Genomic DNA, 20,971 nt, shown 5'->3' with positions numbered 1-20,971 from the left:
ATGATAGCATAAAGCCGTACTTAAAGGGTGGGAGTGCGTCGTCATTGACGTGAATAATATTGACTTCTTCGAGTTAGATGTCAGGCACTTATCGGAATTCCCATCCGAAAGCAGGGTTAGGCCAAGTTATGAAATTTTCATCGTATGGGCGACCAGCTCTAGATTTTTAAGGTTTCGCATTGCCAGTTGCGAGAAAACCATTTTTTGGATTTTTCTGACTAATTTAGTGAACAATTGGGCAGCCATGGTCGTGTGCGAGATAACGTTCTCTACCGCAATCGGACATACGATGTATGGCCATTTGACATGTTATGTGATATTGCTTTGAATCCTATCTGGCACGCAAAGGAAAATGCACATGTCTGGTTCTGGCGTCAGCTACCTGGGGCCTTCCACCCCGACCACTTCCTGCACCACTCTCCAATTTGATACCCAGCTGGCCTCGCCGAAAGCAGCGGTGGTCACTCAGTTGAAACCGAACGACATCCTCGACGTCGTCTTCGCCCAGGCCAATAACCCGCAGATCGTAATCGCCCTGTGGAACGGCGCGGAGGCCGGCAGCATTGTCGACCCGCACCTCACCCAACTGCGCAATTGCATGGGCCAAGGCGAGATGTACAAAGCCAGAGTTCTGCACGTCGGCGGCGGCCAGGTTCGCCTGCGCATTTACCACGTCTAATCGAGAGCAAGGAGAGCTCCATGATCACCATCGTTGGTGGCGTGTACCGGGAGAGGTGCATGCGTCCGGCTTGGGACGATATTTACGGGTCTGCTGGCCGGGCAGCCGCCGCTATCGCCCGCTTCGGCGGCCAGGCTGAGCTACACGCGTGCATGGACGATTACACCCATGTCGTTGTCGAGGCTCGCGCGACTGCTGAAGGTTTCAAGTTCAAAGCCACACCCGAACCCGCCAGCGTCACTTTTGAGTACATCCATGGCCTCTCTACGCCCGACATCCGCCGGGGCGTACACGGCCAATCGGACCTGAATGTCAGCGCCGACAAGGTTCTGCGATTCGGCATGATCGACGGAACGGCGGTCATCGAAGCCGACTATGCCGTTTTCGACCCGCAGAATGCCGATGGGCCAGAGTCCTTTGCCGCCAACGGCTCCCGCGCCAATCACCTGGCTCTGGTCTTGAATCGTCATGAGGCGAACCTGCTCGCACCTGGTTACGCACACCTCAAGGCTGAAGACCTTGCAACTGCCTTAGCAAAACAGGAAAACGCCGAGGTGGTCGTCATCAAGATGGGGCCGCTGGGTGCCTTGGTGTATGACCGCGGCACTCTTTCCACAGTCCCCGCTTACCGTACTGAAAAAGTGTGGAAGATTGGCTCGGGAGACACCTTCGCTGCACATTTCGCGCTGGGGTGGATGGACAATGGCCTGTCGGCCCATAAAGCTGCAGAGATCGCCTCCATAGCGACTGCGTTCTATTGCCAAAACCAGGGCTTTCCCGCCCCGGCTTTGCTCGCCGACTTTAAACCGCAGCCACTACAACCTTCGGCCCGCTACCGGGATGGCTATGTCCCGAAGGTGTACCTCGCCGGGCCGTTCTTTACGCTCGCAGAACTGTGGATGGTTGGCCAAGCTCGCCGCGACCTCTTGGCCATGGGCCTGGATGTTTTCTCTCCCTATCATGATGTGGGCCTCGGCACGGCTGAAGATGTGGTGGCGAAAGACCTCGAAGGCATCCACCAATGCGATGCACTGTTCGCCATTGGTGATGGGCTCGACTCGGGCACCATCTACGAGATCGGCTATGCCCGCGCCCTGAATAAGCCCGTGGTCTTTTACGCCGAGAACGAGTCAGAGCAGGATCAGAAAATGATGGAGGGCTCAGACTGTGTCATCACCGATGACTATGTGACCGCGATCTATCAGACGGTTTGGGAAGCGGTGGTGCTATGAAAACAGGATTGTTGCTCTCTGGTGGCATGGACTCCGTGGCGCTTGCCTGGTGGAAACGTCCCGACATCGCGTTCACCCTGGACTATGGCCAGCTCGCAGCGCAAGCCGAGATCGAGGCATCGAGCACAGTCTGCCAACAGCTGGAGATCACTCACCATGTTATCCGCATCGACTGCAGTTCACTCGGATCAGGCGACATGGCTGGCAACGCCGCCGACAGTCTGGCCCCAGCGTCAGACTGGTGGCCCTACAGGAACCAACTGCTGGTGACGCTCGCGGCAATGAAGGCGATTAGTCATGGCGTGACGCACCTGTGGTTGGGTACCGTAAAATCTGATGGATTCCACCGCGACGGCTCCCCCGACTTCATGTCGGCCATCAGCAAACTGCTCTCTCTGCAAGAGGGCGGTATGGAGGTCCAAGCGCCTGCAATCGGCCTTACGACCGCCGAGCTCGTCCGTAAATCAGGAATCCCTGCCAGCCTCTTGGCGTGGGCTCACAGCTGTCACAAATCCCACGTTGCGTGCGGCGATTGTCGAGGCTGCAACAAGTATATGGAAGTGTTCCGTGAGGTGGGGTATGACCTGGATCGACCTCGGTGATCCGGTACCTCGCTCAACGCCCGAGCGATACACGCCGATCGACTGGAGAGTCGGGGAAGTTCATCAGTTGCCGACGCCGACACAGGCCCTGGACCGCCCTTTCGGCGAAGTCCTCGATACACGCGCCACTCACCGGACCTTCGGGGTGGTTGACGATGAACAACTCGGCGCTTTTCTCTGGTCCACCTGCAGAACCCGCGGCTCTGCCGCGTCGCATCTTGGCTTTGACCTTGAGCACCGTGCAGCACCTTCCGCCGGCGCGACGCACCCCGTTCATGTCGTGGTGAGCCGACCTGCGGATAGGCGCTGGTGGTTGTATCAACCTGACCAGCACCGACTGGCTGAACTCAAGGACGCCGACGTCGTGCTCGGAGGCCTGTATAAGCTCAGCCTGGAGGTCCTCACCGGAGGCGACGCCACACGTTTGCTGCTCCTGGCCGAACCTGGGAAGACGCTGGGAAAATACCAAAACGGCTGCAGCCTGGTATGGCGAGATGCCGGTGTGCTGCTCGGCGTGATGTCGCTCACCGCGGCAGCCCAGGGACTTCATTTCTGCCCGCTGGGCATCACGGGGGATCCCTGGGCCAGGGCTCTAGCTGATCAGGGCCAACTGGCCGGGGTTGGACTTGCTCTTCTTGGTACGGCCACGAGAGCCTGATGTCGGCGCATGGTGTCCCATGCCCATTATGCTGTGCACCGTGCTCGGCGAAGCCATCATCTCCAGCCACATCAGGGCATCCAGTTCGGAGGCGCGTACACCCAGCCCCTTGCTGAAGCGGATGAACTGATCTTCGAGCTCCAAGTAGTGACGTTCAACGGTCAGGTGACTATCGAAGAATTTGCCCAACAAGCCAGCTCGCAGGATATGGATGTCGAGAATGGCCACATCATCTGCATCCAGCCAGTTGCGCGCGACCCACGAGGCCGTCTTATAACCAATGCCTGGAACGTCTAGCAGCCAGTCTCGTAAAGCTCTTCCCGACTCGAGCGGTGCGCGCTCGACGGAAAGCTTCTGCAGCGCCGCGCTCAAGTAACGGGCTTTCTGCTTGGCAAAACGGTACCGCACTTGGCGGTCCTCAACAGTCAGCGGCTCCCTAAGCCACTCAAGCAACGTTTCCTCGCATGGAGGCTGGTCACCGAAAGCACCGTGCTCCTTGAGGTGATGAAACGCAGCCAGGCCAACACTGGCTGGGATACCGTGCCCACCCAGCAAGCAGGCACCGACTTCTTCTTTCAAGGTCGCGCCAAGCTTGTAATTGACTCGATCACCGATCAACCGACGGGCATAAACCTGATAAGCCCAGTAAGCCGGTGACGGGAAAGCCTCCACAGGTCCCCACGGCACGCCGGGTATGACCTCGGCGTCCGCCTTGGGAAGTTCGACATTGAAGACCACTTGGTCCAAGCAAATTGCGCCCAGTTGCATTAGGCGACCTCCTCGGCACTGCCGTAGTGTTCCTGCATCCATTGCAGTAGCTCGTGCCGCTCAATTGGGTCCAGGCTCTCGATGCGGCTGCGGAGTCTGGTTTGGCGACGCTGAATGGTTTGGCGGTCCCGGAATGTCTGGCCCATATAGCGGCCGTCGTGCAAACAGTCGGGAGGATCGAAGTTCATCCATACCGTTTCTTCACGCACCTCCACATGGGTCTTGGCCGGGAAAGTCACCTTGCGCCATCCAACGAGCTCACGGTTGTAGAGATCACAGTCATAGCCCGAAAGCATCACTTTGCAAGGTAGCGCGGCCAAGCACCGCAGCAGACGCAGGTGATCATCTTCCGAGTAGTCGCAGCGATAGACCTTGGCTCGGCGGCGCGTCTCAGGGACATAGGGCGGGTCGGCATAGACCAGTTCATGACCCTCGAACGCATACCCTTCCAGGAAAGCGATCGCATCGACTTGGTGAAGCTCGCAAATGCCTGGATGCTGTGCGTGCCAAAGCGCAATGACTTTGTCGTCCAGGTCCAATCCGATGTTGCGCTGCGCGGCTTTCTTGTTGCGCATGACAGCGCCCCCACCAAGGTGGGATTCGATGTAGGTCTGATGCGGTGGCATCAGGTTGATCAAGCGCTGGTAGCACTTGCCTTTTCCGCCTGGATATCTCATGAGTCCAAGCATCGTCAGAAATGACGATGATGTCAAGCAGGGGCCGCCCAGCGGCAACCAGGCGCAACAATGCCCGCTTCACACTGAGTACCTGGGGTGCGTTTTCCAGCACGTTACGCCTGACGTACTAGGCGAGCGATTCATCGGGATGGATTTGGAGAGCCATGGATGAGCGTCGACACTGGCTTGCGGTGAGCGCAACGAAAAAGGGAGCCGGTTAAGGCTCCCTCCGTACACGACAGTTTTTATTGCGGTGCGACAGCTTTAATTCTCTAAAACCATTTCGCTTTTCCGAAGAACAAGCGCTTATTCAACAGTTACCGACTTCGCAAGGTTACGCGGCTGGTCGACATCAGTACCCTTCAGCACTGCCACGTAATACGACAGCAGCTGCAGCGGGATGGTGTAGAGGATCGGCGCCAGCTCGTCAGCGATGTGCGGCACCTTGATCACGTGGATGCCTTCGCCGTTGCTCATGCCGGCGTTCTCGTCGGCGAACACCACCAGCTCGCCACCGCGGGCACGCACTTCCTGCAGGTTGGACTTGAGCTTCTCCAGCAGTTCGTTGTTCGGCGCCACAGTCACCACTGGCATGTCGTTATCCACCAGCGCCAGCGGGCCGTGCTTGAGCTCACCGGCCGGGTAGGCTTCGGCGTGGATGTAGGAAATTTCCTTGAGCTTCAGCGCACCTTCCATGGCCACCGGGTACTGTGCACCACGGCCGAGGAACAGGGTGTGATGCTTGTCGGCGAACAGCTCGGCGGTTTTCTCCACGGTGCCGTCCATCGCCAGGGCCTCGCCCAGGCGTGCTGGCAGACGGCGCAGCTCTTCCACCAGCCCGGCTTCGACGCCCGCTTCGAGGGTGCCACGCACCTGGCCCAGGGCCAGGGTCAGCAGCATCAGCGAAACCAGCTGGGTGGTGAAGGCCTTGGTCGAAGCCACGCCAATCTCCGGGCCGGCCAGGGTCAGCAGGGTCAGGTCGGACTCGCGTACCAGCGAGCTGATGCCGACGTTGCAGATGGCCAGGCTACCGAGGAAGCCCAGTTCCTTGGCATTGCGCAGGGCAGCCAGGGTGTCGGCGGTTTCGCCGGACTGGGAGATCGAGACGAACAGGGTGTCTGGCTGCACCACCACCTTGCGATAGCGGAACTCGCTGGCCACTTCGACCTGGCAAGGAATGCCAGCCAGGCTTTCCAGCCAGTAACGGGCGACCATGCCGGCGTGGTAGCTGGTACCGCAGGCGACGATCTGCACGTTGCGCACTTTGGCGAACAGCTCGGCAGCCTGCGGGCCGAAGGCCTGGACCATCACGTGGTCCTTGCCCAGGCGACCTTCCAGGGTGCGCTGGACCACGGTCGGCTGCTCGTGGATCTCCTTGAGCATGAAGTGGCGATAGGCGCCCTTGTCGGCGGCTTCGGCGCCCTCGTGGTACTGCACGGTTTCACGCACCACCGGCTGGCCGGCCTGGTCCCAGATCTTCACCTGGTCGCGGCGGATTTCGGCGATATCGCCCTCTTCCAGGTACATGAAGCGGTCGGTGACCTGACGCAGGGCCAGTTGGTCGGAAGCCAGGAAGTTCTCGCCATGGCCCAGGCCGATCACCAGCGGGCTACCGCTGCGCGCGGCGACCAGGCGGTCAGGCTGTTTCACGCTGATCAGCGCCAGGCCATAGGCACCGTGCAGGCGCTTGACCGCGGATTTCAGCGCATCGGCCAGGTCCGGAATGGTCTTCAGGGTATGGTGGATCAGATGCACGATAACTTCGGTATCGGTCTGCGAGGTGAAAACGTAACCCAAGCCTTTCAGCTCTTCGCGCAGCTCTTCGTGGTTCTCGATGATGCCGTTGTGCACAACGGCGACTTCGCTACCAGAGAAATGCGGGTGGGCGTTGCCTTCGGTCGGCGCACCGTGGGTGGCCCAACGGGTGTGGGCGATGCCCAGCTGACCATTCAGCGGCTCGGCGGCCACAGCAGCTTCCAGCTCGGCGACCTTGCCGATGCGGCGGCGGCGTTGCAGTTCGCCCTGCTGGGTGTAGACGGCCAGGCCGGCACTGTCGTACCCGCGATACTCAAGACGCTTGAGGCCTTCGATGAGAATGGCAGTGATGTTGCGCTCGGCTACGGCACCAACGATTCCACACATGGTTATTGCTCCTGGCTGATCGCGGCGCAGATCAGGTTGATGCCGCGGGCTTGAATCTGTTCGCGTGCCGCTGTGGGCAGGCGTTCGTCTGTAATAAGGGTGTGCACGCTGCCCCAAGGCAGTTCGAGATTGGGGATCTTGCGTCCGACCTTGTCGGACTCGACCATGACGATCACCTCGCGGGCCACCTCGGCCATCACTCGGCTCAGTCCAAGCAGCTCATTGAAGGTGGTAGTGCCGCGCTGCAGGTCGATGCCATCGGCACCGATGAACAGCTGGTCGAAATCGTAAGAGCGTAGTACCTGCTCGGCGACCTGACCCTGGAACGACTCCGAATGCGGGTCCCAGGTGCCACCGGTCATCAGCAGCACTGGTTCGTGCTCGATCTCGCTGATGGCGCGGGCCACGTTCAACGAGTTGGTCATCACCACCAGGCCGGGCTGACGGCCCAGTTCCGGGATCATGGCGGCGGTGGTGCTGCCGCTGTCGATGATGATCCGTGCATGCTCGCGGATTCGCCCTACTGCGGCGCGTGCGATGGCTTTCTTGTAGGCAGAGACGGGTTGTGCAGCTTCACCCAGCATCTCCTGCGGTACCGGCACAGCACCACCATAGCGGCGCAGCAGCAGGCCGTTGGCCTCCAGCGCGGCAAGGTCCTTGCGAATGGTCACTTCCGAAGTTTCGAAACGCTTGGCCAAGGCGTCCACGCTCACCTCGCCCTGCTCACTGAGCATGGCCAGGATGTTGTGGCGGCGTTGGGGGGTGTTTCGTTTCGACATGGGCTAATAAGTTTCGATTCGAAAGATAATGGTTGCAATCAAAACCTAAGACGAGCGTTTCGTCAAGGTGTAGACAACATTTCCCGAGCCACAAAAAAAGCCGACTTATTCACATAAGTCGGCTTTCGATCGAAGCAGCTGTGTATAACTCAGCTTTTCTTGATCTTCTCCGGCCGCTTCCAGCCCGAGATGTTGCGCTGGCGCGCACGCGCCACGGCCAGGTCACCGGCTTCGACGGCCTGAGTGATGGTCGAACCGGCCGCCGTAGTCGCACCCGCCTTGATTTCCACAGGCGCCACCAGCGAGTTGTTGGAGCCGATGAACACGTCCTCACCCATTACGGTCTTGAACTTGTTGGCGCCATCGTAGTTGCAGGTGATGGTGCCGGCACCGATGTTGGTGCGTGCACCGATCTCGGCATCGCCCAGGTAGGTCAGGTGGCCGGCCTTGGCCCCTTCACCCAAGTGGGCATTTTTCAGTTCGACGAAGTTACCCACATGGGCCTTGGCTTCCAGCACGCTGCCCGGGCGCAGGCGGGCGAACGGGCCGGCATCGCTGCCCTCGCCCATAACCGCACCGTCGAGGTGAGTGTTGGCCTTGATGATCGCGCCCTTGCGCAGGATGCTGTCCTTGATCACGCAGTTCGGGCCGATCTGCACGTCGTCCTCGATGACCACCTTGCCTTCGAGGATCACGTTGATGTCGATCAGCACGTCGCGACCAACGGTCACTTCGCCACGCACATCGAAGCGTGCAGGGTCGCGCAGGGTGACACCCTGGGCCATCAGCCGGCGGCCTTCGCGCAGCTGGTAATGGCGCTCGAGTTCCGACAGCTGGCGACGGTCATTGGCGCCCTGCACTTCCATCGGGTCGTGCGGCTGCTCGGTGGCAACCACCAGCCCGTCGGCCACCGCCATGGCGATGACGTCCGTGAGGTAGTACTCGCCCTGAGCATTGTTGTTCGACAGGCGGCCCATCCAGTCGGCCAGGCGCGCGGCCGGCATGGCCAGGATGCCGGTGTTGCCTTCCTTGATCGCCTTCTGTGCTTCGCTGGCGTCCTTGTGCTCGACGATAGCGGTTACCTGGCCTTCGCCATCACGCACGATGCGGCCATAACCGGTCGGGTCCTGCAGCGTAACGGTGAGCAGGGCCAGCTGCTTGTCGCTGGCCTTGGCCAGCAGGCGCTGCAGGGTTTCCACTTCGATCAGCGGTACATCGCCATAAAGCACCAGCACCGTTTCGGCGGTGATCGCCGGCAATGCCTGCGCAACGGCATGGCCGGTACCCAACTGCTTGTCCTGCATGACGAAATTCAGGTCGTCGGCTGCCAGGCGCTCACGTACCCGCTCGGCGCCGTGGCCGATGACCACGTGGATGCCTTGGGGCTGAAGCTGGCGTGCACTGTGGATAACGTGGCCGAGCATGGAGTTGCCGGCTACCGGGTGCAGCACCTTGGGCAGCGCCGAACGCATGCGAGTACCTTGGCCGGCGGCGAGAATAACGATATCAAGGGACATTGACTGGCTACCAATCCTGGGCGGTCAGGGATGACCGAAGAGGAGAATTCAGAAAAAGAAAAAGGGTAGCCGAGGCTACCCTTTAACTCAATCGCAACGCAAAAATGCGGCCGAAACCGGATTACTTGCCTTTGCGCATTTGCTGGACGGTACGCAGCTGAGCTGCAGCCTCGGCCAGGCGTGCGGCAGCAGCACCGTAGTCGAAGTCCGCGCTTTTCGCATTCAGGGCGTTCTCAGCAGCCTTGAGGGCTTCCTGAGCCTGAGCTTCGTCCAGGTCGGCAGCGCGCTGCACGGTGTCGGCAAGAACCTTGACCATGTTCGGCTGCACTTCGAGGAAGCCACCGGAGATGTAGAACACCTCACGATCGCCACCTTGCTTGGTCAGCGTGATCGGACCCGGCTTGAGATTGGTGATCAGCGGGGCGTGGCCTGGAGCGATACCAAGATCGCCCAGGTTGCCGTGCGCTACTACCATCTCGACCAGGCCGGAGAAGATTTCTCCTTCCGCGCTGACGATATCGCAATGGACTGTCATAGCCATCTGCTTGCCTCAACCTGATTAGCGCCCCTTGCGGGGCGCCGGGATTACAGTTTCTTGGCTTTCTCGATCGCTTCGTCGATGCTGCCGACCATGTAGAACGCTTGTTCTGGCAGGTGGTCGTAGTCACCTTTGAGGATGCCGCTGAAGCCAGCGATGGTGTCTTTCAGGGAAACGTACTTGCCTGGCGAACCGGTGAAGACTTCGGCCACGAAGAACGGCTGCGACAGGAAGCGCTGGATCTTACGAGCGCGGGCTACCAGTTGCTTGTCGCTTTCGGACAGTTCGTCCATACCCAGGATCGCGATGATGTCCTTCAGCTCTTTGTAGCGCTGCAGCACATACTGAACGCCACGAGCGGTGTCGTAGTGTTCGTTGCCGATCACGTTCGGGTCCAGCTGGCGCGAAGTCGAGTCCAGTGGGTCGACCGCTGGGTAGATACCCAGGGAGGCGATGTCACGGGACAGAACGACGGTGGCGTCCAAGTGGGCGAAGGTGGTCGCTGGCGACGGGTCGGTCAGGTCGTCCGCAGGTACGTATACGGCCTGTACGGAGGTGATCGAGCCTTCTTTGGTCGAAGTGATACGCTCTTGCAGAACGCCCATCTCTTCGGCCAAAGTCGGCTGGTAACCTACTGCCGAAGGCATACGGCCCAGCAGTGCGGATACTTCGGTACCGGCCAAGGTGTAACGATAGATGTTGTCGACGAACAGCAGAACGTCGTTACCTTCGTCACGGAACTTCTCAGCCATGGTCAGGCCGGTCAGCGCTACGCGCAGACGGTTTCCTGGTGGCTCGTTCATCTGACCGTAGACCAGCGCTACCTTGTCGAGAACGTTGGAGTCCTTCATCTCGTGGTAGAAGTCGTTACCCTCACGAGTACGCTCACCCACACCAGCGAACACGGAGTAACCGCTGTGTTCCATGGCGATGTTACGGATCAGTTCCATCATGTTTACGGTCTTGCCGACGCCGGCACCACCGAACAGACCAACCTTACCACCCTTGGCGAACGGGCAAACCAGGTCGATAACCTTGATGCCGGTTTCCAGCAGGTCGTTGCCGCCTGCCTGGTCAGCGAACGAAGGCGCTGGCTGGTGGATACCGCGACGCTCTTCTTCGCCGATCGGGCCGGCTTCGTCGATCGGGTTGCCCAGTACGTCCATGATACGGCCCAGGGTGGCCTTACCAACTGGAACGGAAATGGCAGCGCCGGTGTCGACGACATCCAGACCGCGCTTCAGGCCTTCGGTCGAGCCCATCGCAATGGTACGAACCACGCCGTCGCCCAGCTGCTGCTGAACTTCGAGGGTGGTTTCCGCGCCTTGTACTTTCAGCGCGTTGTAAACACTCGGTACGACGTCACGTGGGAATTCCACGTCGATGACGGCGCCGATGATTTGAACGATACGTCCGCTACTCATAGCTGGATCCTCTGAATTTTTGAACCGTTAAACCGCGGCAGCGCCGCCGACGATTTCCGAGATCTCCTGGGTGATCGCAGCCTGACGCGCCTTGTTGTAGATCAACTGCAGCTCTTTGATCAAATCACCGGCGTTGTCTGTGGCGTTCTTCATGGCGATCATCCGGGCCGCTTGTTCAGCAGCGTTGTTCTCGACCACCGCCTGGTATACCTGCGACTCCACGTAACGCACCATCAAGCCGTCCAGCAGCTCTTTTGCGTCGGGTTCGTACAGGTAATCCCAGTGATGCTTGAGATCCTGATCCGGGGTTGCCACCAACGGTACCAATTGCTCGACCGTCGGTTTTTGGGTCATGGTGTTGATGAACTTGTTCGAAACCACCGAGAGGCGATCGATACGGCCGTCCAGGTAGGCGTCCAGCATCACTTTGACGGAGCCGATCAGATCGTTGATCGATGGCTCTTCGCCCAGGTGGCTGATCGCGGCTACGACGTTGCCGCCAAAGATGCGGAAGAAAGTCGCACCCTTGCTGCCGATCACGCACAGGTCGATTTCAACGCCCTGTTCGCGGTTTTCGTTCATGTCCTTGACCAGGGCCTTGAACAGGTTGGTGTTCAAGCCACCGCACAGACCACGGTCACTGCTCACCACGATATAACCGGCGCGCTTTACAGGGCGCTCGATCATGAACGGGTGGCGGTATTCCGGGTTGGCGTTGGCCAGATGACCGATCACCTGGCGGATACGCTCCGCGTAAGGACGGCTAGCAGCCATGCGCATTTGTGCCTTGCGCATCTTGCTGACCGCCACTTTCTCCATGGCGCTGGTAATTTTTTGCGTGCTTTTGATGCTCGCAATCTTACTGCGAATCTCTTTTGCGCCTGCCATGTATCACCTATCAGGTTAGCAAGCGGGGGCCGGAGCCCCCGCTGCGGCTTACCAGGTCTGGGTGGCCTTGAACTTCTCGATACCGGCTTTCAGGCCAGCGTCGATTTCGTCGTTGAAGTCACCCTTCACGTTGATCTTCGCCATCAGTTCGGCGTGATCACGGTTGAAGAAGGCGATCAGTGCTTGCTCGAAGCTGCCGATCTTGGAGACTTCTACGTCAGTCAGGAAACCACGCTCAGCGGCGTACAGCGACAGGGCCATGTCCGCGATGGACATTGGCGCGTACTGCTTCTGCTTCATCAGCTCGGTTACGCGCTGACCATGCTCCAGCTGCTTGCGGGTCGCTTCGTCCAGATCGGAAGCGAACTGGGCGAATGCAGCCAGTTCACGGTACTGAGCCAGAGCGGTACGAATACCACCGGACAGCTTCTTGATGATCTTGGTCTGAGCGGCACCACCTACGCGGGATACCGAAACACCGGCGTTCACTGCAGGGCGGATGCCCGAGTTGAACATGGCCGATTCCAGGAAGATCTGACCGTCGGTGATGGAAATCACGTTGGTCGGAACGAACGCGGAAACGTCGCCAGCCTGGGTTTCGATGATCGGCAGGGCGGTCAGGGAACCGGTCTTGCCAGTGACTGCGCCGTTGGTGAACTTCTCGACGTACTCTTCCGAAACGCGCGATGCACGCTCCAGCAGACGGGAGTGGAGATAGAACACGTCACCTGGGTACGCTTCACGTCCTGGTGGACGGCGCAGCAGCAGGGAGATCTGACGGTAGGCAACGGCCTGCTTGGACAGGTCATCGTAAACGATCAGGGCGTCTTCACCGCGGTCACGGAAGAACTCGCCCATGGTGCAGCCGGCGTATGGCGCCAGGAACTGCAGTGCGGCGGATTCCGAAGCACTGGCAACGACCACGATGGTGTTGGCCAGGGCGCCGGCTTCTTCCAGCTTGCGAACGATGTTGGCAACGGTGGAACGCTTCTGGCCGACAGCAACATAAACACAGAAAATACCGGAGTCTTTCTGGTTGATGATGGCGTCGATGGCCATGGCGGTCTTGCCGATCTGACGGTCACCGATGATCAGCTCGCGCTGGCCACGGCCGACAGGGATCATGGCGTCGACGGACTTGTAGCCAGTCTGTACAGGCTGGTCTACCGACTTACGCCAGATCACGCCTGGAGCTACTTTCTCGACCGCGTCGGTCTGAGTGTTGCCCAGAGGACCTTTGCCGTCGATCGGGTTGCCCAGTGCGTCAACGACGCGACCCAGCAGTTCCTTACCAACCGGAACTTCCAGGATACGGCCGGTGCACTTGGCGCTCATGCCTTCGGCGAGGGTGTCATAGGCACCCAGGATCACTGCACCTACGGAGTCTTGCTCCAGGTTCAGGGCCATGCCGAATACGCTGCCAGGGAACTCGATCATTTCGCCGTACATGACGTCGGCCAGACCGTGGATCCGCACGATACCGTCGGATACCGAAACAACGGTACCTTCGTTACGGGCTTGGGAGCTCACATCGAGGTTGTCGATGCGGCCCTTGATGATTTCACTAATTTCGGAAGGATTGAGTTGCTGCATTGCTCTGCTGCCCCTTCAAACTCAAGATTTCAATGCTTCGGCCAGTTTCGCGATCTTGCCGCGAACAGAGCCATCGATTACCAGGTCACCAGCGCGGATGACGACGCCGCCAATCAGGCTGGCATCCTCCGACGCGTGCAGGCGAACTTCCTGGCCTAGCCGTGCACTGAGAACCTTGGCGAGTTTGTCTTGCTGTTCTTGGTTCAACGCGAAGGCACTGGTGACTTCCACGTCCACGGATTTCTCTTGCTCGGCCTTGTACAGGTCGAACAGGGCGGCAATCTCCGGCAGAAGCAGGAGACGGTCGTTTTCCGCGGCAACATGAATGAAATTCTGTGCCTGTGCATTGAACTTGTCACCGCACACGTCAATGAACGTGGCGGCCTTTTCTGCGCTCGTCAGTCGCGGGGCCTTGAGCAGGCGCTGCATGGTGTCGTCTTGCGACACCGCAGCAGCCAGGCCGAGCATGGCTGACCAATTGGCCAGTTGCTGATGGGCCTGGGCATGCTCAAAGGCAGCCTTAGCGTAAGGTCGGGCCAACGTGGTCAGTTCTGCCATGATCGCCCTCGCTTAAATTTCAGCGGCCAGTTTGTTAACCAGCTCCGCATGCGCGTTTTGATCGATTGTGGCGCCAAGGATCTTTTCAGCACCGCCAACGGCCAGGGCACCCACTTGGGCACGCAGGGCGTCTTTAGCACTGTTCAGTTCCTGTTCGATCTCGGCCAGAGCCTGAGCCTTCACACGGTCAGCTTCGACGCGGGCCTGATCACGGGCTTCCTCGACAAGCTGAGCAGCGCGTTTCTTGCTTTGCTCAATGATTTCGGCTGCCTGTGCTTTAGCTTCACGCAGTTGCTGACCCACTTTCTCTTGGGCCAGCTCCAGGTCGCGAGCTGCGCGGTTGGCAGCGTCCAAGCCGTCGGCAATCTTCTTTTGACGCTCTTGCAGAGCAGTGATGACCGGAGGCCATACGTACTTCATGCAGAAGAGTACAAAAATCAGGAAGGCAACGGATTGGCCAATCAGGGTTGCATTAATGTTCACGCCAACACCTCGCTCGGTCTTAATTCATCACAGCCATCAACTCGTGGTTACGAGTGATTAGCCGGCGATCTGACCAACGAACGGATTCGCGAAGGTGAAGAACAGAGCGATACCAACACCGATCATGGTTACGGCGTCGAGCAGACCGGCAACGATGAACATTTTCACCTGCAGCATCGGAACCATTTCTGGTTGACGAGCAGCGCCTTCCAGGAATTTGCCGCCCAGCAGGCCGAAACCAATGGCGGTACCCAGAGCACCCAGGCCGATCAGCAGAGCAACAGCGATAGCGGTCAGACCAACTACAGTTTCCATCTTTCCTCCCGACTTTTACGTCGTATTGGTTAGGTTTTTAAGTTGAAGCGGTAAAACAAATCGTTTGGTACAGCTGCCCTTGCGGACTTTTAAAGCCCTCCCCCCAAACGAGCGGGGAAGGCTACAAGACACGCCAGGCGGTCTTAATGGTTATCTTCATGAGCCATCGACAGGTAGACGATGGTCAGCATCATGAAGATGAAAGCTTGCAGCGTGATGATCAGGATGTGGAACACAGCCCACGCCCACTGCAGCACGATACCCAGGCCGCTCAGCCAGAGGATGCCGGCGCCGAACATCACGGCGATCAGGATGAACACCAGCTCGCCGGCGTACATGTTGCCGAAAAGACGCAGTGCCAGCGAGATCGGCTTGGCGATCAGGGTGACGAATTCCAGCAGGAAGTTCACTGGGATCAGCAGGATCTGAACGAAGATGTTCTTGCTGCCGAACGGGTGCAGGGTGAGCTCACCGATGAAGCCGCCCAGGCCCTTGACCTTGATGCTGTAGAAGATGATCAGGGCGAACACGCTGAAGGCCATGGCCAGGGTCGCGTTCGGGTCGGTGGTCGACACGGCGCGGAACGGAATGTGCGGATCACCGGAGATCAGCATGGCCAGCTGAGGAATCCAGTCGACCGGTACCAGGTCGATGGCGTTCATCAGGAACACCCAGACGAAGATGGTCAGCGCCAGCGGAGCAATGACCGGGCTGCGGCCGTGGAAGGAGTCCTTCACGCTGCCATGGACGAAATCGACCATCACTTCAACGAAGTTCTGCAGGCCGCCTGGTTGGCCGGAAGTCGCCTTCTTGGCCGCCATGCGGAAGATGAACAGGAAGATCAGACCCAGCGCGACGGACCAACCCAGGGTGTCCACGTGGAACGCCCAGAAGCCCATTGCCTTGGCTTCTGCAGCCGAATGGGCGAAGCCCCAGCTGCCGTCTGGTAATTGACCATAGGTCAGGTTCTGCAAGTGGTGCTGGATATAACCCGAAGCGGTTTCTTCTGCCATGGTTGCCTCAAACGCCCTAAGGTCTCGAAAGTCTTTTATTCATCAGCAGGGGCGCGAACCAGCTGACCCAAAGGGTCAACACGAAGACGCCGAATACTGCCAACGGCGCCAGTGGCTTCACTCCTGCGAAGGTCAGTGCAAATAGCACTGCCGTCAAAATCATCTTGCCTGCCTCGCCAGCGTAAAACGACTTGACGATAGCTTGTGCCGCCCGAGCTCCGCTGAAGCGAAAAGCCTTCCAGGCGAAATACACATTGGGCAGCCAGGCAATCAAACCTCCGCAAAGGCCTGAATATCCACTGACCGCCCCTTTCCACTGCCACAACACCAAGGTTGCCAGCAGTAGTACGACGAATTGAGCCAGCAGTACCGGAAAAACCGCCCAGCGATGGAAAGGCAGGCGGTTTGGCGTGCGGATTTCCATCACAACTGCTCCTCGGAAGTCGACCAACAAGTCAGTTATGACTTGGCATAATTTGTGCCGACAAAATGCGCGCAGAGTATAGGGGTGGATTAACCCCTATTCAACTCTTCGGTAGTGATTTCCGACTGCGCGCTACAACGGGAATTGTTTCAGCGGATGTGAGCAAGCACGCCTTGCAACTCGTCAAGCGAGTTGTAGCGAATAACCAATTGGCCTTTGCCCTTGTTGCCGTGGCGTATCTGCACGGCAGAGCCCAGGCGCTCTGCGAGCCGCTGTTCAAGGCGCGCGATGTCCGGATCAGGTTTGCTCGGTTCGACCGGATCAGGCTTGCCATTGAGCCACTGACGGACCAGTGCCTCGGTTTGGCGCACGGTGAGGCCACGTGCGACAACATGACGCGCCCCCTCCTCCTGACGATCTTCCTCGAGGCCGAGCAAGGCACGGGCGTGGCCCATTTCCAGGTCGCCGTGGGCGAGCATGGTCTTGATCGCCTCGGGCAGCGAGATCAGGCGCAGCAGGTTGGCCACGGTGACCCGCGACTTGCCCACGGCATCGGCCACCTGTTGCTGGGTCAGCTCGAACTCCTGCTGCAGGCGCTGCAGGGCCAGGGCTTCTTCCAGCGGGTTGAGGTCCTCGCGCTGAATGTTCTCGATCAGCGCCATGGCGATGGCGGCTTCATCCGGCACTTCGCGCACCATCGCCGGGATGGTGTCGAGACCGGCCTGCTGGGTGGCGCGCCAGCGGCGCTCACCGGCAATGATCTCGTAGCGGCTACCGTCGATCGGGCGGACCACGATCGGCTGCATCACGCCGTGGTTGCGAATCGAGTGCGCGAGTTCTTCCAGTGCCTCGGGGTCCATGTCACGGCGCGGCTGGTACTTGCCGCGCTGGATCAGTTCGACGGGCAGGTGTTGCAGTTCTTTCTGGTCGATCGTCACAGCCTGCTCTTCGAGCGCGCTGACGGAAGGACCACTGAGCAGTGCATCCAACCCACGTCCGAGACCCCGTTTCTTAACGGCCATGCGGATTCCTTAAGTTGTTTGTGCAGTGCGAGATTGACGGCGTTGACGGCGTACCAGTTCCCCGGCCAGGGCCAGATAGGCCAGTGCGCCACGCGATTGCTTGTCGTAGGCCAGCGCCGGCATGCCGAAGCTCGGGGCCTCGGCCAGGCGGATGTTGCGCGGAATGACCGTGTCGTACAGTTGCTCGCCGAAGTGTTCCTTGAGCTGCGCCGAAACATCGTTGTTCAGGCTCAGGCGCGGGTCGTACATGGTCCGCAGCAGGCCTTCGATCTTCAGCTGCGGGTTCAACCGGGCAGCGATGCGCTTGATGTTATCCACAAGGTCGCTGAGACCTTCCAGTGCGTAGTATTCGCACTGCATCGGGATGATCACGCCATCGGAGGCGACCAGCGCGTTGAGCGTCAGCATCGACAGCGACGGCGGGCAGTCGATGAGGATGAAATCGTAGTTTTCGCGGATCGGCGCCAGCGCGTTGCGCAGGCGGCTCTCTTTGACCTGCATTTCCAGCAGCACCACTTCCGCGGCGGTCAGGTCGCGGTTGGCAGGCAGCAGCTGGTAGGCTCCATGCTCGGAGTAGTGCATGGCCTGGGCAAGGTCGCATTCCCCGATCAGCAGGTCATAGACCGAATGCTCGAGTTCGTGTTTGTCCACACCGCTGCCCATGGTCGCGTTGCCCTGGGGATCGAGGTCGATCAGCAGCACACGACGCTTGGTCGCGGCCAGCGATGCTGCGAGGTTGATACAGGTGGTGGTCTTGCCGACACCACCTTTCTGGTTCGCGATTGCGAATACCTTAGCCATTGTTGCGTGTGTTCCCAGTCAAGCCTTGCGGCGCAGTATCAGCAGATGGCGCTGGCCCTGGCAACCTGGAACGGTCAGGGCCTGCTCGCTTTCCACTGTGAAGTCTGCGGGCAATGCTACCAGTTCATCGGCAGGATGCAGCCCCTTCATTGCAAGCCATTGCGTCCCGGTGTCGCCCAGATGGCGGGTCCAGTTGGTGAAGTTCTCCATGCTGCTGAAGGCGCGAGAGATGATTCCGCTGAACGGTAGCGACGGCTGGAAGGCTTCGACCCGGCTGTGGATAACCGTGAGGTTGTCCAGTTTCAGTTCCATTTTCACCTGGGTCAGGAAGCGCGTCTTCTTGCCATTGGCGTCCAGCACCGTCACCTGCTTGTGCGGATGCAGGATAGCCAAAGGAATGCCGGGCATGCCACCGCCGCTGCCAACATCCAGCCAGTTGTCACGCTCGCTGTGGATAAACGACATGACGCTTAGGCTGTCGAGCAGATGGCGGGACACCATCTCGTCCGGATCGCGCACGGCAGTGAGGTTGTAGGCTTTGTTCCATTTGATCAACAGGGCCAGGTAGCCCAGCAGCTTCTCGTGCTGCTCGGCGCTCAGCTCGACACCGAGCTGGCGCGCACCTGTGGACAACTCTTCGGCGTGTTGCGGGGTGACCAGGGAACTCAAGCGCTTTGCTCCAATTCGCGGCCAGCGCCGCGTTTTTTCAGATGAATCAGCAACAGGGAAATCGCCGCCGGGGTAACGCCGGGGATACGCGAAGCCTGGCCCAGGGTCTCCGGACGGGTCTGGCCGAGCTTGCCCTGGATTTCCTTCGACAGCCCGGAAATGGTGGTGTAGTCGATATCCACAGGCAGGCGGGTGTCTTCGCTGGCGCGCAGGCGAGCGATCTCGTCCTGTTGGCGGTCGATGTAACCGGCGTACTTGGTCTTGATCTCGACCTGCTCGGCGACCTGTGGATCGATTTCTGCACCGCCGGTCGCTTCGATCAGCCCGGCATAGTCGATCTCTGGCCGGGCCAGCAGGTTGAGCAGGCTGTACTCGTGGGCCAGCGGGGTGCCGAACTTATCCACAATGGCTTGGCCTTGCTCGGTGTTCGGGCGCACCCAGGTCGACTTCAGACGCTGCTCTTCACGTTCGATGCCGTCGCGCTTGGCGCAGAACGCGGCCCAGCGATCGTCGTCGATCAGGCCGAGCTCACGACCTTTTTCGGTCAGGCGCAGGTCGGCGTTGTCTTCGCGCAGGATCAGCCGGTATTCGGCGCGCGAAGTGAACATGCGATACGGCTCCTGGGTACCCAGGGTAATCAGGTCGTCGACCAGTACGCCGATGTACGCCTCGTCGCGACGCGGGCACCAGCTTTCGCGGCCTTGCGCACGCAGCGCGGCGTTGGTCCCGGCCAGCAGGCCTTGGGCGCCGGCTTCTTCGTAGCCAGTGGTGCCGTTGATCTGGCCGGCGAAGAACAGACCACCGATGACTTTGGTCTCGAGGCTGTACTTCAGGTCACGCGGGTCGAAGTAATCGTACTCGATGGCGTAGCCCGGGCGAACGATATGGGCGTTTTCCATGCCGCGGATCGAGCGCACCAGCTCCAGCTGCACGTCGAACGGCAGCGAAGTGGAAATACCGTTGGGGTAAAGCTCGTGGGTGGTCAGGCCTTCCGGCTCGATGAACACCTGGTGGCTTTCCTTGTCGGCAAAGCGGTGGATCTTGTCTTCGATCGACGGGCAATAGCGCGGACCGACACCTTCGATCACCCCGGAGTACATCGGCGAACGGTCGAGGTTCGAGGCAATGATCTCGTGGGTGCGGGCGTTGGTGTGGGTAATCCAGCAGCTCACCTGGCGCGGGTGCATCTCGGCATTGCCCATGAACGACATCACCGGGATCGGCGTGTCGCCTGGCTGCTCGGTCATCACCGAAAAGTCCACGGAACGCCCATCGATACGCGGAGGCGTACCGGTTTTCAAGCGGCCGACTCGCAGCGGCAGTTCACGCATGCGGTGAGCCAGGGCAATCGATGGGGGATCGCCGGCGCGACCACCGGAATGGTTCTGCAGACCGATGTGGATAAGGCCACCGAGGAAAGTACCGGTGGTCAGCACCACGGATTCGGCGAAGAAGCGCAGACCCATCTGCGTCACCACGCCTTTGACCTGGTCCTGTTCGACGATCAGGTCATCACAGGACTGCTGGAATATCCACAGGTTCGGCTGGTTTTCCAGGATCTCGCGTACCACCGCCTTGTAGATGGCGCGGTCGGCTTGCGCACGGGTGGCACGTACGGCCGGGCCCTTGCGGTTGTTCAGGATGCGGAACTGGATGCCGCTCTTGTCGGTGGCCAGCGCCATGGCGCCGCCGAGTGCATCGATCTCTTTGACCAGATGGCTTTTGCCGATGCCACCAATGGCCGGGTTGCAACTCATGTGACCGAGGGTTTCCACGTTATGGGTCAACAGCAGGGTTTTCACACCCATGCGTGCTGACGCAAGCGCAGCCTCGGTACCGGCATGGCCGCCGCCGATGACGATCACTTCAAAACGGGAAGGGAAATCCACCACGCACCTCGTGCCTGTTTTTGCGAATAGAGAAGGTAAGCCGACAAGTATAGGGACTTCACCCCCTCTAAAGGAACCGTCTGAGCAAATTTTGACCAGTCTGTGGATGAATGGCAGACAACAGAAATCAAAGAGGAGAAATTTAAAAAAGCTTTGTTTTTATGTTTATTCTTATGCACAGCCTTGCCTGTGGATAAGGTTCTGTAGCCCTTTAGCTATCTGATTTACAGCAAAATTGAACCCTGTGGCTTACCCACCATGAGGGCTATGGATAAGGTCTTTTAGCCTGTGGATTAAATG

At 59.4% G+C, this 20,971-nt stretch carries 22 protein-coding genes; 4 read left to right on the top strand and 18 right to left on the bottom strand.

Annotation, left to right across the window (positions count from 1 at the left end):
• The first annotated feature begins 358 nt into the window (after window positions 1–358).
• From J7573_RS05715 to J7573_RS05700, 4 genes are read left to right on the top strand one after another with little or no spacing between them, the layout of a single operon-like run.
• A complete protein-coding gene (locus J7573_RS05715) occupies window positions 359–679 on the top strand; it encodes a hypothetical protein (protein WP_294330159.1) in 321 nt (106 codons plus the stop codon).
• 20 nt (window positions 680–699) lie between these two features.
• Window positions 700–1,911 (top strand): PfkB family carbohydrate kinase, encoded by a 1,212-nt coding sequence (locus J7573_RS05710; protein WP_294330157.1) that lies wholly within the window; start codon window positions 700–702, stop codon window positions 1,909–1,911.
• Window positions 1,908–2,513, top strand: a complete 606-nt coding sequence (locus J7573_RS05705) for a 7-cyano-7-deazaguanine synthase (protein ID WP_294330155.1) — start codon at window positions 1,908–1,910, stop codon at window positions 2,511–2,513. Before J7573_RS05710 ends, J7573_RS05705 begins: the two co-directional genes overlap by 4 nt.
• Window positions 2,491–3,171 carry a nitroreductase family protein gene (locus tag J7573_RS05700; protein WP_294330153.1) on the top strand — a complete coding sequence of 227 codons (681 nt, stop codon included), beginning with the start codon at window positions 2,491–2,493 and terminating at the stop codon, window positions 3,169–3,171. Before J7573_RS05705 ends, J7573_RS05700 begins: the two co-directional genes overlap by 23 nt.
• Here J7573_RS05700 and J7573_RS05695 read toward each other — a convergent pair.
• The 18 genes from J7573_RS05695 to mnmG form a co-directional block, all read right to left on the bottom strand.
• Entirely contained in the window at window positions 3,106–3,939 is an 834-nt protein-coding gene (locus tag J7573_RS05695) for an 8-oxoguanine DNA glycosylase (protein WP_294330151.1), read from the bottom strand. The two genes, J7573_RS05700 and J7573_RS05695, sit on opposite strands and share 66 nt — an antisense overlap.
• A complete protein-coding gene (locus J7573_RS05690) occupies window positions 3,939–4,577 on the bottom strand; it encodes a DNA adenine methylase (RefSeq protein WP_294330148.1) in 639 nt (212 codons plus the stop codon). Before J7573_RS05690 ends, J7573_RS05695 begins: the two co-directional genes overlap by 1 nt.
• A gap of 345 nt (window positions 4,578–4,922) precedes the next feature.
• A complete protein-coding gene (gene glmS, locus J7573_RS05685; RefSeq protein WP_294330146.1) occupies window positions 4,923–6,758 on the bottom strand; it encodes a glutamine--fructose-6-phosphate transaminase (isomerizing) in 1,836 nt (611 codons plus the stop codon).
• Window positions 6,759–6,760: 2 nt separating this feature from the next.
• Window positions 6,761–7,537, bottom strand: a complete 777-nt coding sequence (locus tag J7573_RS05680; protein ID WP_294330144.1) for a DeoR family transcriptional regulator — start codon at window positions 7,535–7,537, stop codon at window positions 6,761–6,763.
• Window positions 7,538–7,686: 149 nt separating this feature from the next.
• Window positions 7,687–9,054 carry a bifunctional UDP-N-acetylglucosamine diphosphorylase/glucosamine-1-phosphate N-acetyltransferase GlmU gene (gene glmU, locus J7573_RS05675; RefSeq protein WP_294330142.1) on the bottom strand — a complete coding sequence of 456 codons (1,368 nt, stop codon included), beginning with the start codon at window positions 9,052–9,054 and terminating at the stop codon, window positions 7,687–7,689.
• Between the two features lie 121 nt (window positions 9,055–9,175).
• The gene (locus tag J7573_RS05670; RefSeq protein WP_103448396.1) at window positions 9,176–9,595 is read right to left on the bottom strand and encodes a F0F1 ATP synthase subunit epsilon; all 420 of its coding nucleotides are present in this window, start codon (window positions 9,593–9,595) and stop codon (window positions 9,176–9,178) included.
• 44 nt (window positions 9,596–9,639) lie between these two features.
• Entirely contained in the window at window positions 9,640–11,016 is a 1,377-nt protein-coding gene (gene atpD / locus J7573_RS05665; protein ID WP_008092236.1) for a F0F1 ATP synthase subunit beta, read from the bottom strand.
• 27 nt (window positions 11,017–11,043) lie between these two features.
• Window positions 11,044–11,904 carry a F0F1 ATP synthase subunit gamma gene (atpG, locus tag J7573_RS05660; protein ID WP_013974905.1) on the bottom strand — a complete coding sequence of 287 codons (861 nt, stop codon included), beginning with the start codon at window positions 11,902–11,904 and terminating at the stop codon, window positions 11,044–11,046.
• Between the two features lie 48 nt (window positions 11,905–11,952).
• Window positions 11,953–13,497, bottom strand: coding sequence for a F0F1 ATP synthase subunit alpha (gene atpA / locus J7573_RS05655; RefSeq protein ID WP_016712768.1), 1,545 nt, complete (start codon window positions 13,495–13,497; stop codon window positions 11,953–11,955).
• 21 nt (window positions 13,498–13,518) lie between these two features.
• On the bottom strand, window positions 13,519–14,055 hold the full coding sequence (locus J7573_RS05650; RefSeq protein WP_003253191.1) for a F0F1 ATP synthase subunit delta: 537 nt from the start codon (window positions 14,053–14,055) through the stop codon (window positions 13,519–13,521).
• A gap of 12 nt (window positions 14,056–14,067) precedes the next feature.
• Complete coding sequence (locus tag J7573_RS05645; RefSeq protein WP_027917106.1) at window positions 14,068–14,538, bottom strand: F0F1 ATP synthase subunit B; 471 nt, start codon at window positions 14,536–14,538, stop codon at window positions 14,068–14,070.
• 57 nt (window positions 14,539–14,595) lie between these two features.
• Window positions 14,596–14,853, bottom strand: a complete 258-nt coding sequence (atpE, locus tag J7573_RS05640; protein WP_003097235.1) for a F0F1 ATP synthase subunit C — start codon at window positions 14,851–14,853, stop codon at window positions 14,596–14,598.
• Between the two features lie 143 nt (window positions 14,854–14,996).
• Window positions 14,997–15,866: a F0F1 ATP synthase subunit A gene (gene atpB / locus J7573_RS05635; RefSeq protein ID WP_294327064.1), complete on the bottom strand. Its 870-nt coding sequence runs from the start codon at window positions 15,864–15,866 to the stop codon at window positions 14,997–14,999.
• A gap of 16 nt (window positions 15,867–15,882) precedes the next feature.
• Entirely contained in the window at window positions 15,883–16,290 is a 408-nt protein-coding gene (locus tag J7573_RS05630; RefSeq protein WP_043199916.1) for a F0F1 ATP synthase subunit I, read from the bottom strand.
• A 149-nt stretch (window positions 16,291–16,439) separates the two neighbouring features.
• Window positions 16,440–17,312, bottom strand: coding sequence for a ParB/RepB/Spo0J family partition protein (locus J7573_RS05625; RefSeq protein WP_294327059.1), 873 nt, complete (start codon window positions 17,310–17,312; stop codon window positions 16,440–16,442).
• 9 nt (window positions 17,313–17,321) lie between these two features.
• Window positions 17,322–18,113 (bottom strand): ParA family protein, encoded by a 792-nt coding sequence (locus J7573_RS05620; RefSeq protein ID WP_060507762.1) that lies wholly within the window; start codon window positions 18,111–18,113, stop codon window positions 17,322–17,324.
• A gap of 18 nt (window positions 18,114–18,131) precedes the next feature.
• Complete coding sequence (gene rsmG, locus J7573_RS05615; RefSeq protein WP_110638902.1) at window positions 18,132–18,782, bottom strand: 16S rRNA (guanine(527)-N(7))-methyltransferase RsmG; 651 nt, start codon at window positions 18,780–18,782, stop codon at window positions 18,132–18,134.
• Window positions 18,779–20,671, bottom strand: a complete 1,893-nt coding sequence (mnmG, locus tag J7573_RS05610; RefSeq protein ID WP_294327051.1) for a tRNA uridine-5-carboxymethylaminomethyl(34) synthesis enzyme MnmG — start codon at window positions 20,669–20,671, stop codon at window positions 18,779–18,781. The genes rsmG and mnmG overlap by 4 nt, the downstream gene beginning before the upstream one ends.
• Between the last annotated feature and the right edge of the window lie 300 nt (window positions 20,672–20,971).

This window comes from Pseudomonas sp., assembly GCF_017744435.1.
In the GTDB taxonomy this organism is placed as follows: domain Bacteria; phylum Pseudomonadota; class Gammaproteobacteria; order Pseudomonadales; family Pseudomonadaceae; genus Aquipseudomonas.
The sequence above is the reverse complement of the archived record's forward strand: the minus strand, read 5'-3'. Positions and strand labels throughout refer to the sequence as shown.

Excerpts from the sequence above, each read along its gene's own strand:
- J7573_RS05715 (WP_294330159.1), top strand. The coding sequence starts at position 359 with ATGTCTGGTTCTGGCGTCAGCTACCTGGGGCCTTCCACCCCGACCACT.
- J7573_RS05710 (WP_294330157.1), top strand. The coding sequence starts at position 700 with ATGATCACCATCGTTGGTGGCGTGTACCGGGAGAGGTGCATGCGTCCG.
- J7573_RS05705 (WP_294330155.1), top strand. The coding sequence starts at position 1,908 with ATGAAAACAGGATTGTTGCTCTCTGGTGGCATGGACTCCGTGGCGCTT.
- J7573_RS05700 (WP_294330153.1), top strand. The coding sequence starts at position 2,491 with ATGACCTGGATCGACCTCGGTGATCCGGTACCTCGCTCAACGCCCGAG.
- J7573_RS05695 (WP_294330151.1), bottom strand. The coding sequence starts at position 3,939 with ATGCAACTGGGCGCAATTTGCTTGGACCAAGTGGTCTTCAATGTCGAA.
- glmS (WP_294330146.1), bottom strand. The coding sequence starts at position 6,758 with ATGTGTGGAATCGTTGGTGCCGTAGCCGAGCGCAACATCACTGCCATT.
- J7573_RS05680 (WP_294330144.1), bottom strand. The coding sequence starts at position 7,537 with ATGTCGAAACGAAACACCCCCCAACGCCGCCACAACATCCTGGCCATG.
- glmU (WP_294330142.1), bottom strand. The coding sequence starts at position 9,054 with ATGTCCCTTGATATCGTTATTCTCGCCGCCGGCCAAGGTACTCGCATG.
- J7573_RS05670 (WP_103448396.1), bottom strand. The coding sequence starts at position 9,595 with ATGGCTATGACAGTCCATTGCGATATCGTCAGCGCGGAAGGAGAAATC.
- atpD (WP_008092236.1), bottom strand. The coding sequence starts at position 11,016 with ATGAGTAGCGGACGTATCGTTCAAATCATCGGCGCCGTCATCGACGTG.
- atpG (WP_013974905.1), bottom strand. The coding sequence starts at position 11,904 with ATGGCAGGCGCAAAAGAGATTCGCAGTAAGATTGCGAGCATCAAAAGC.
- atpA (WP_016712768.1), bottom strand. The coding sequence starts at position 13,497 with ATGCAGCAACTCAATCCTTCCGAAATTAGTGAAATCATCAAGGGCCGC.
- J7573_RS05650 (WP_003253191.1), bottom strand. The coding sequence starts at position 14,055 with ATGGCAGAACTGACCACGTTGGCCCGACCTTACGCTAAGGCTGCCTTT.
- atpE (WP_003097235.1), bottom strand. The coding sequence starts at position 14,853 with ATGGAAACTGTAGTTGGTCTGACCGCTATCGCTGTTGCTCTGCTGATC.
- atpB (WP_294327064.1), bottom strand. The coding sequence starts at position 15,866 with ATGGCAGAAGAAACCGCTTCGGGTTATATCCAGCACCACTTGCAGAAC.
- J7573_RS05630 (WP_043199916.1), bottom strand. The coding sequence starts at position 16,290 with ATGGAAATCCGCACGCCAAACCGCCTGCCTTTCCATCGCTGGGCGGTT.
- J7573_RS05625 (WP_294327059.1), bottom strand. The coding sequence starts at position 17,312 with ATGGCCGTTAAGAAACGGGGTCTCGGACGTGGGTTGGATGCACTGCTC.
- J7573_RS05620 (WP_060507762.1), bottom strand. The coding sequence starts at position 18,113 with ATGGCTAAGGTATTCGCAATCGCGAACCAGAAAGGTGGTGTCGGCAAG.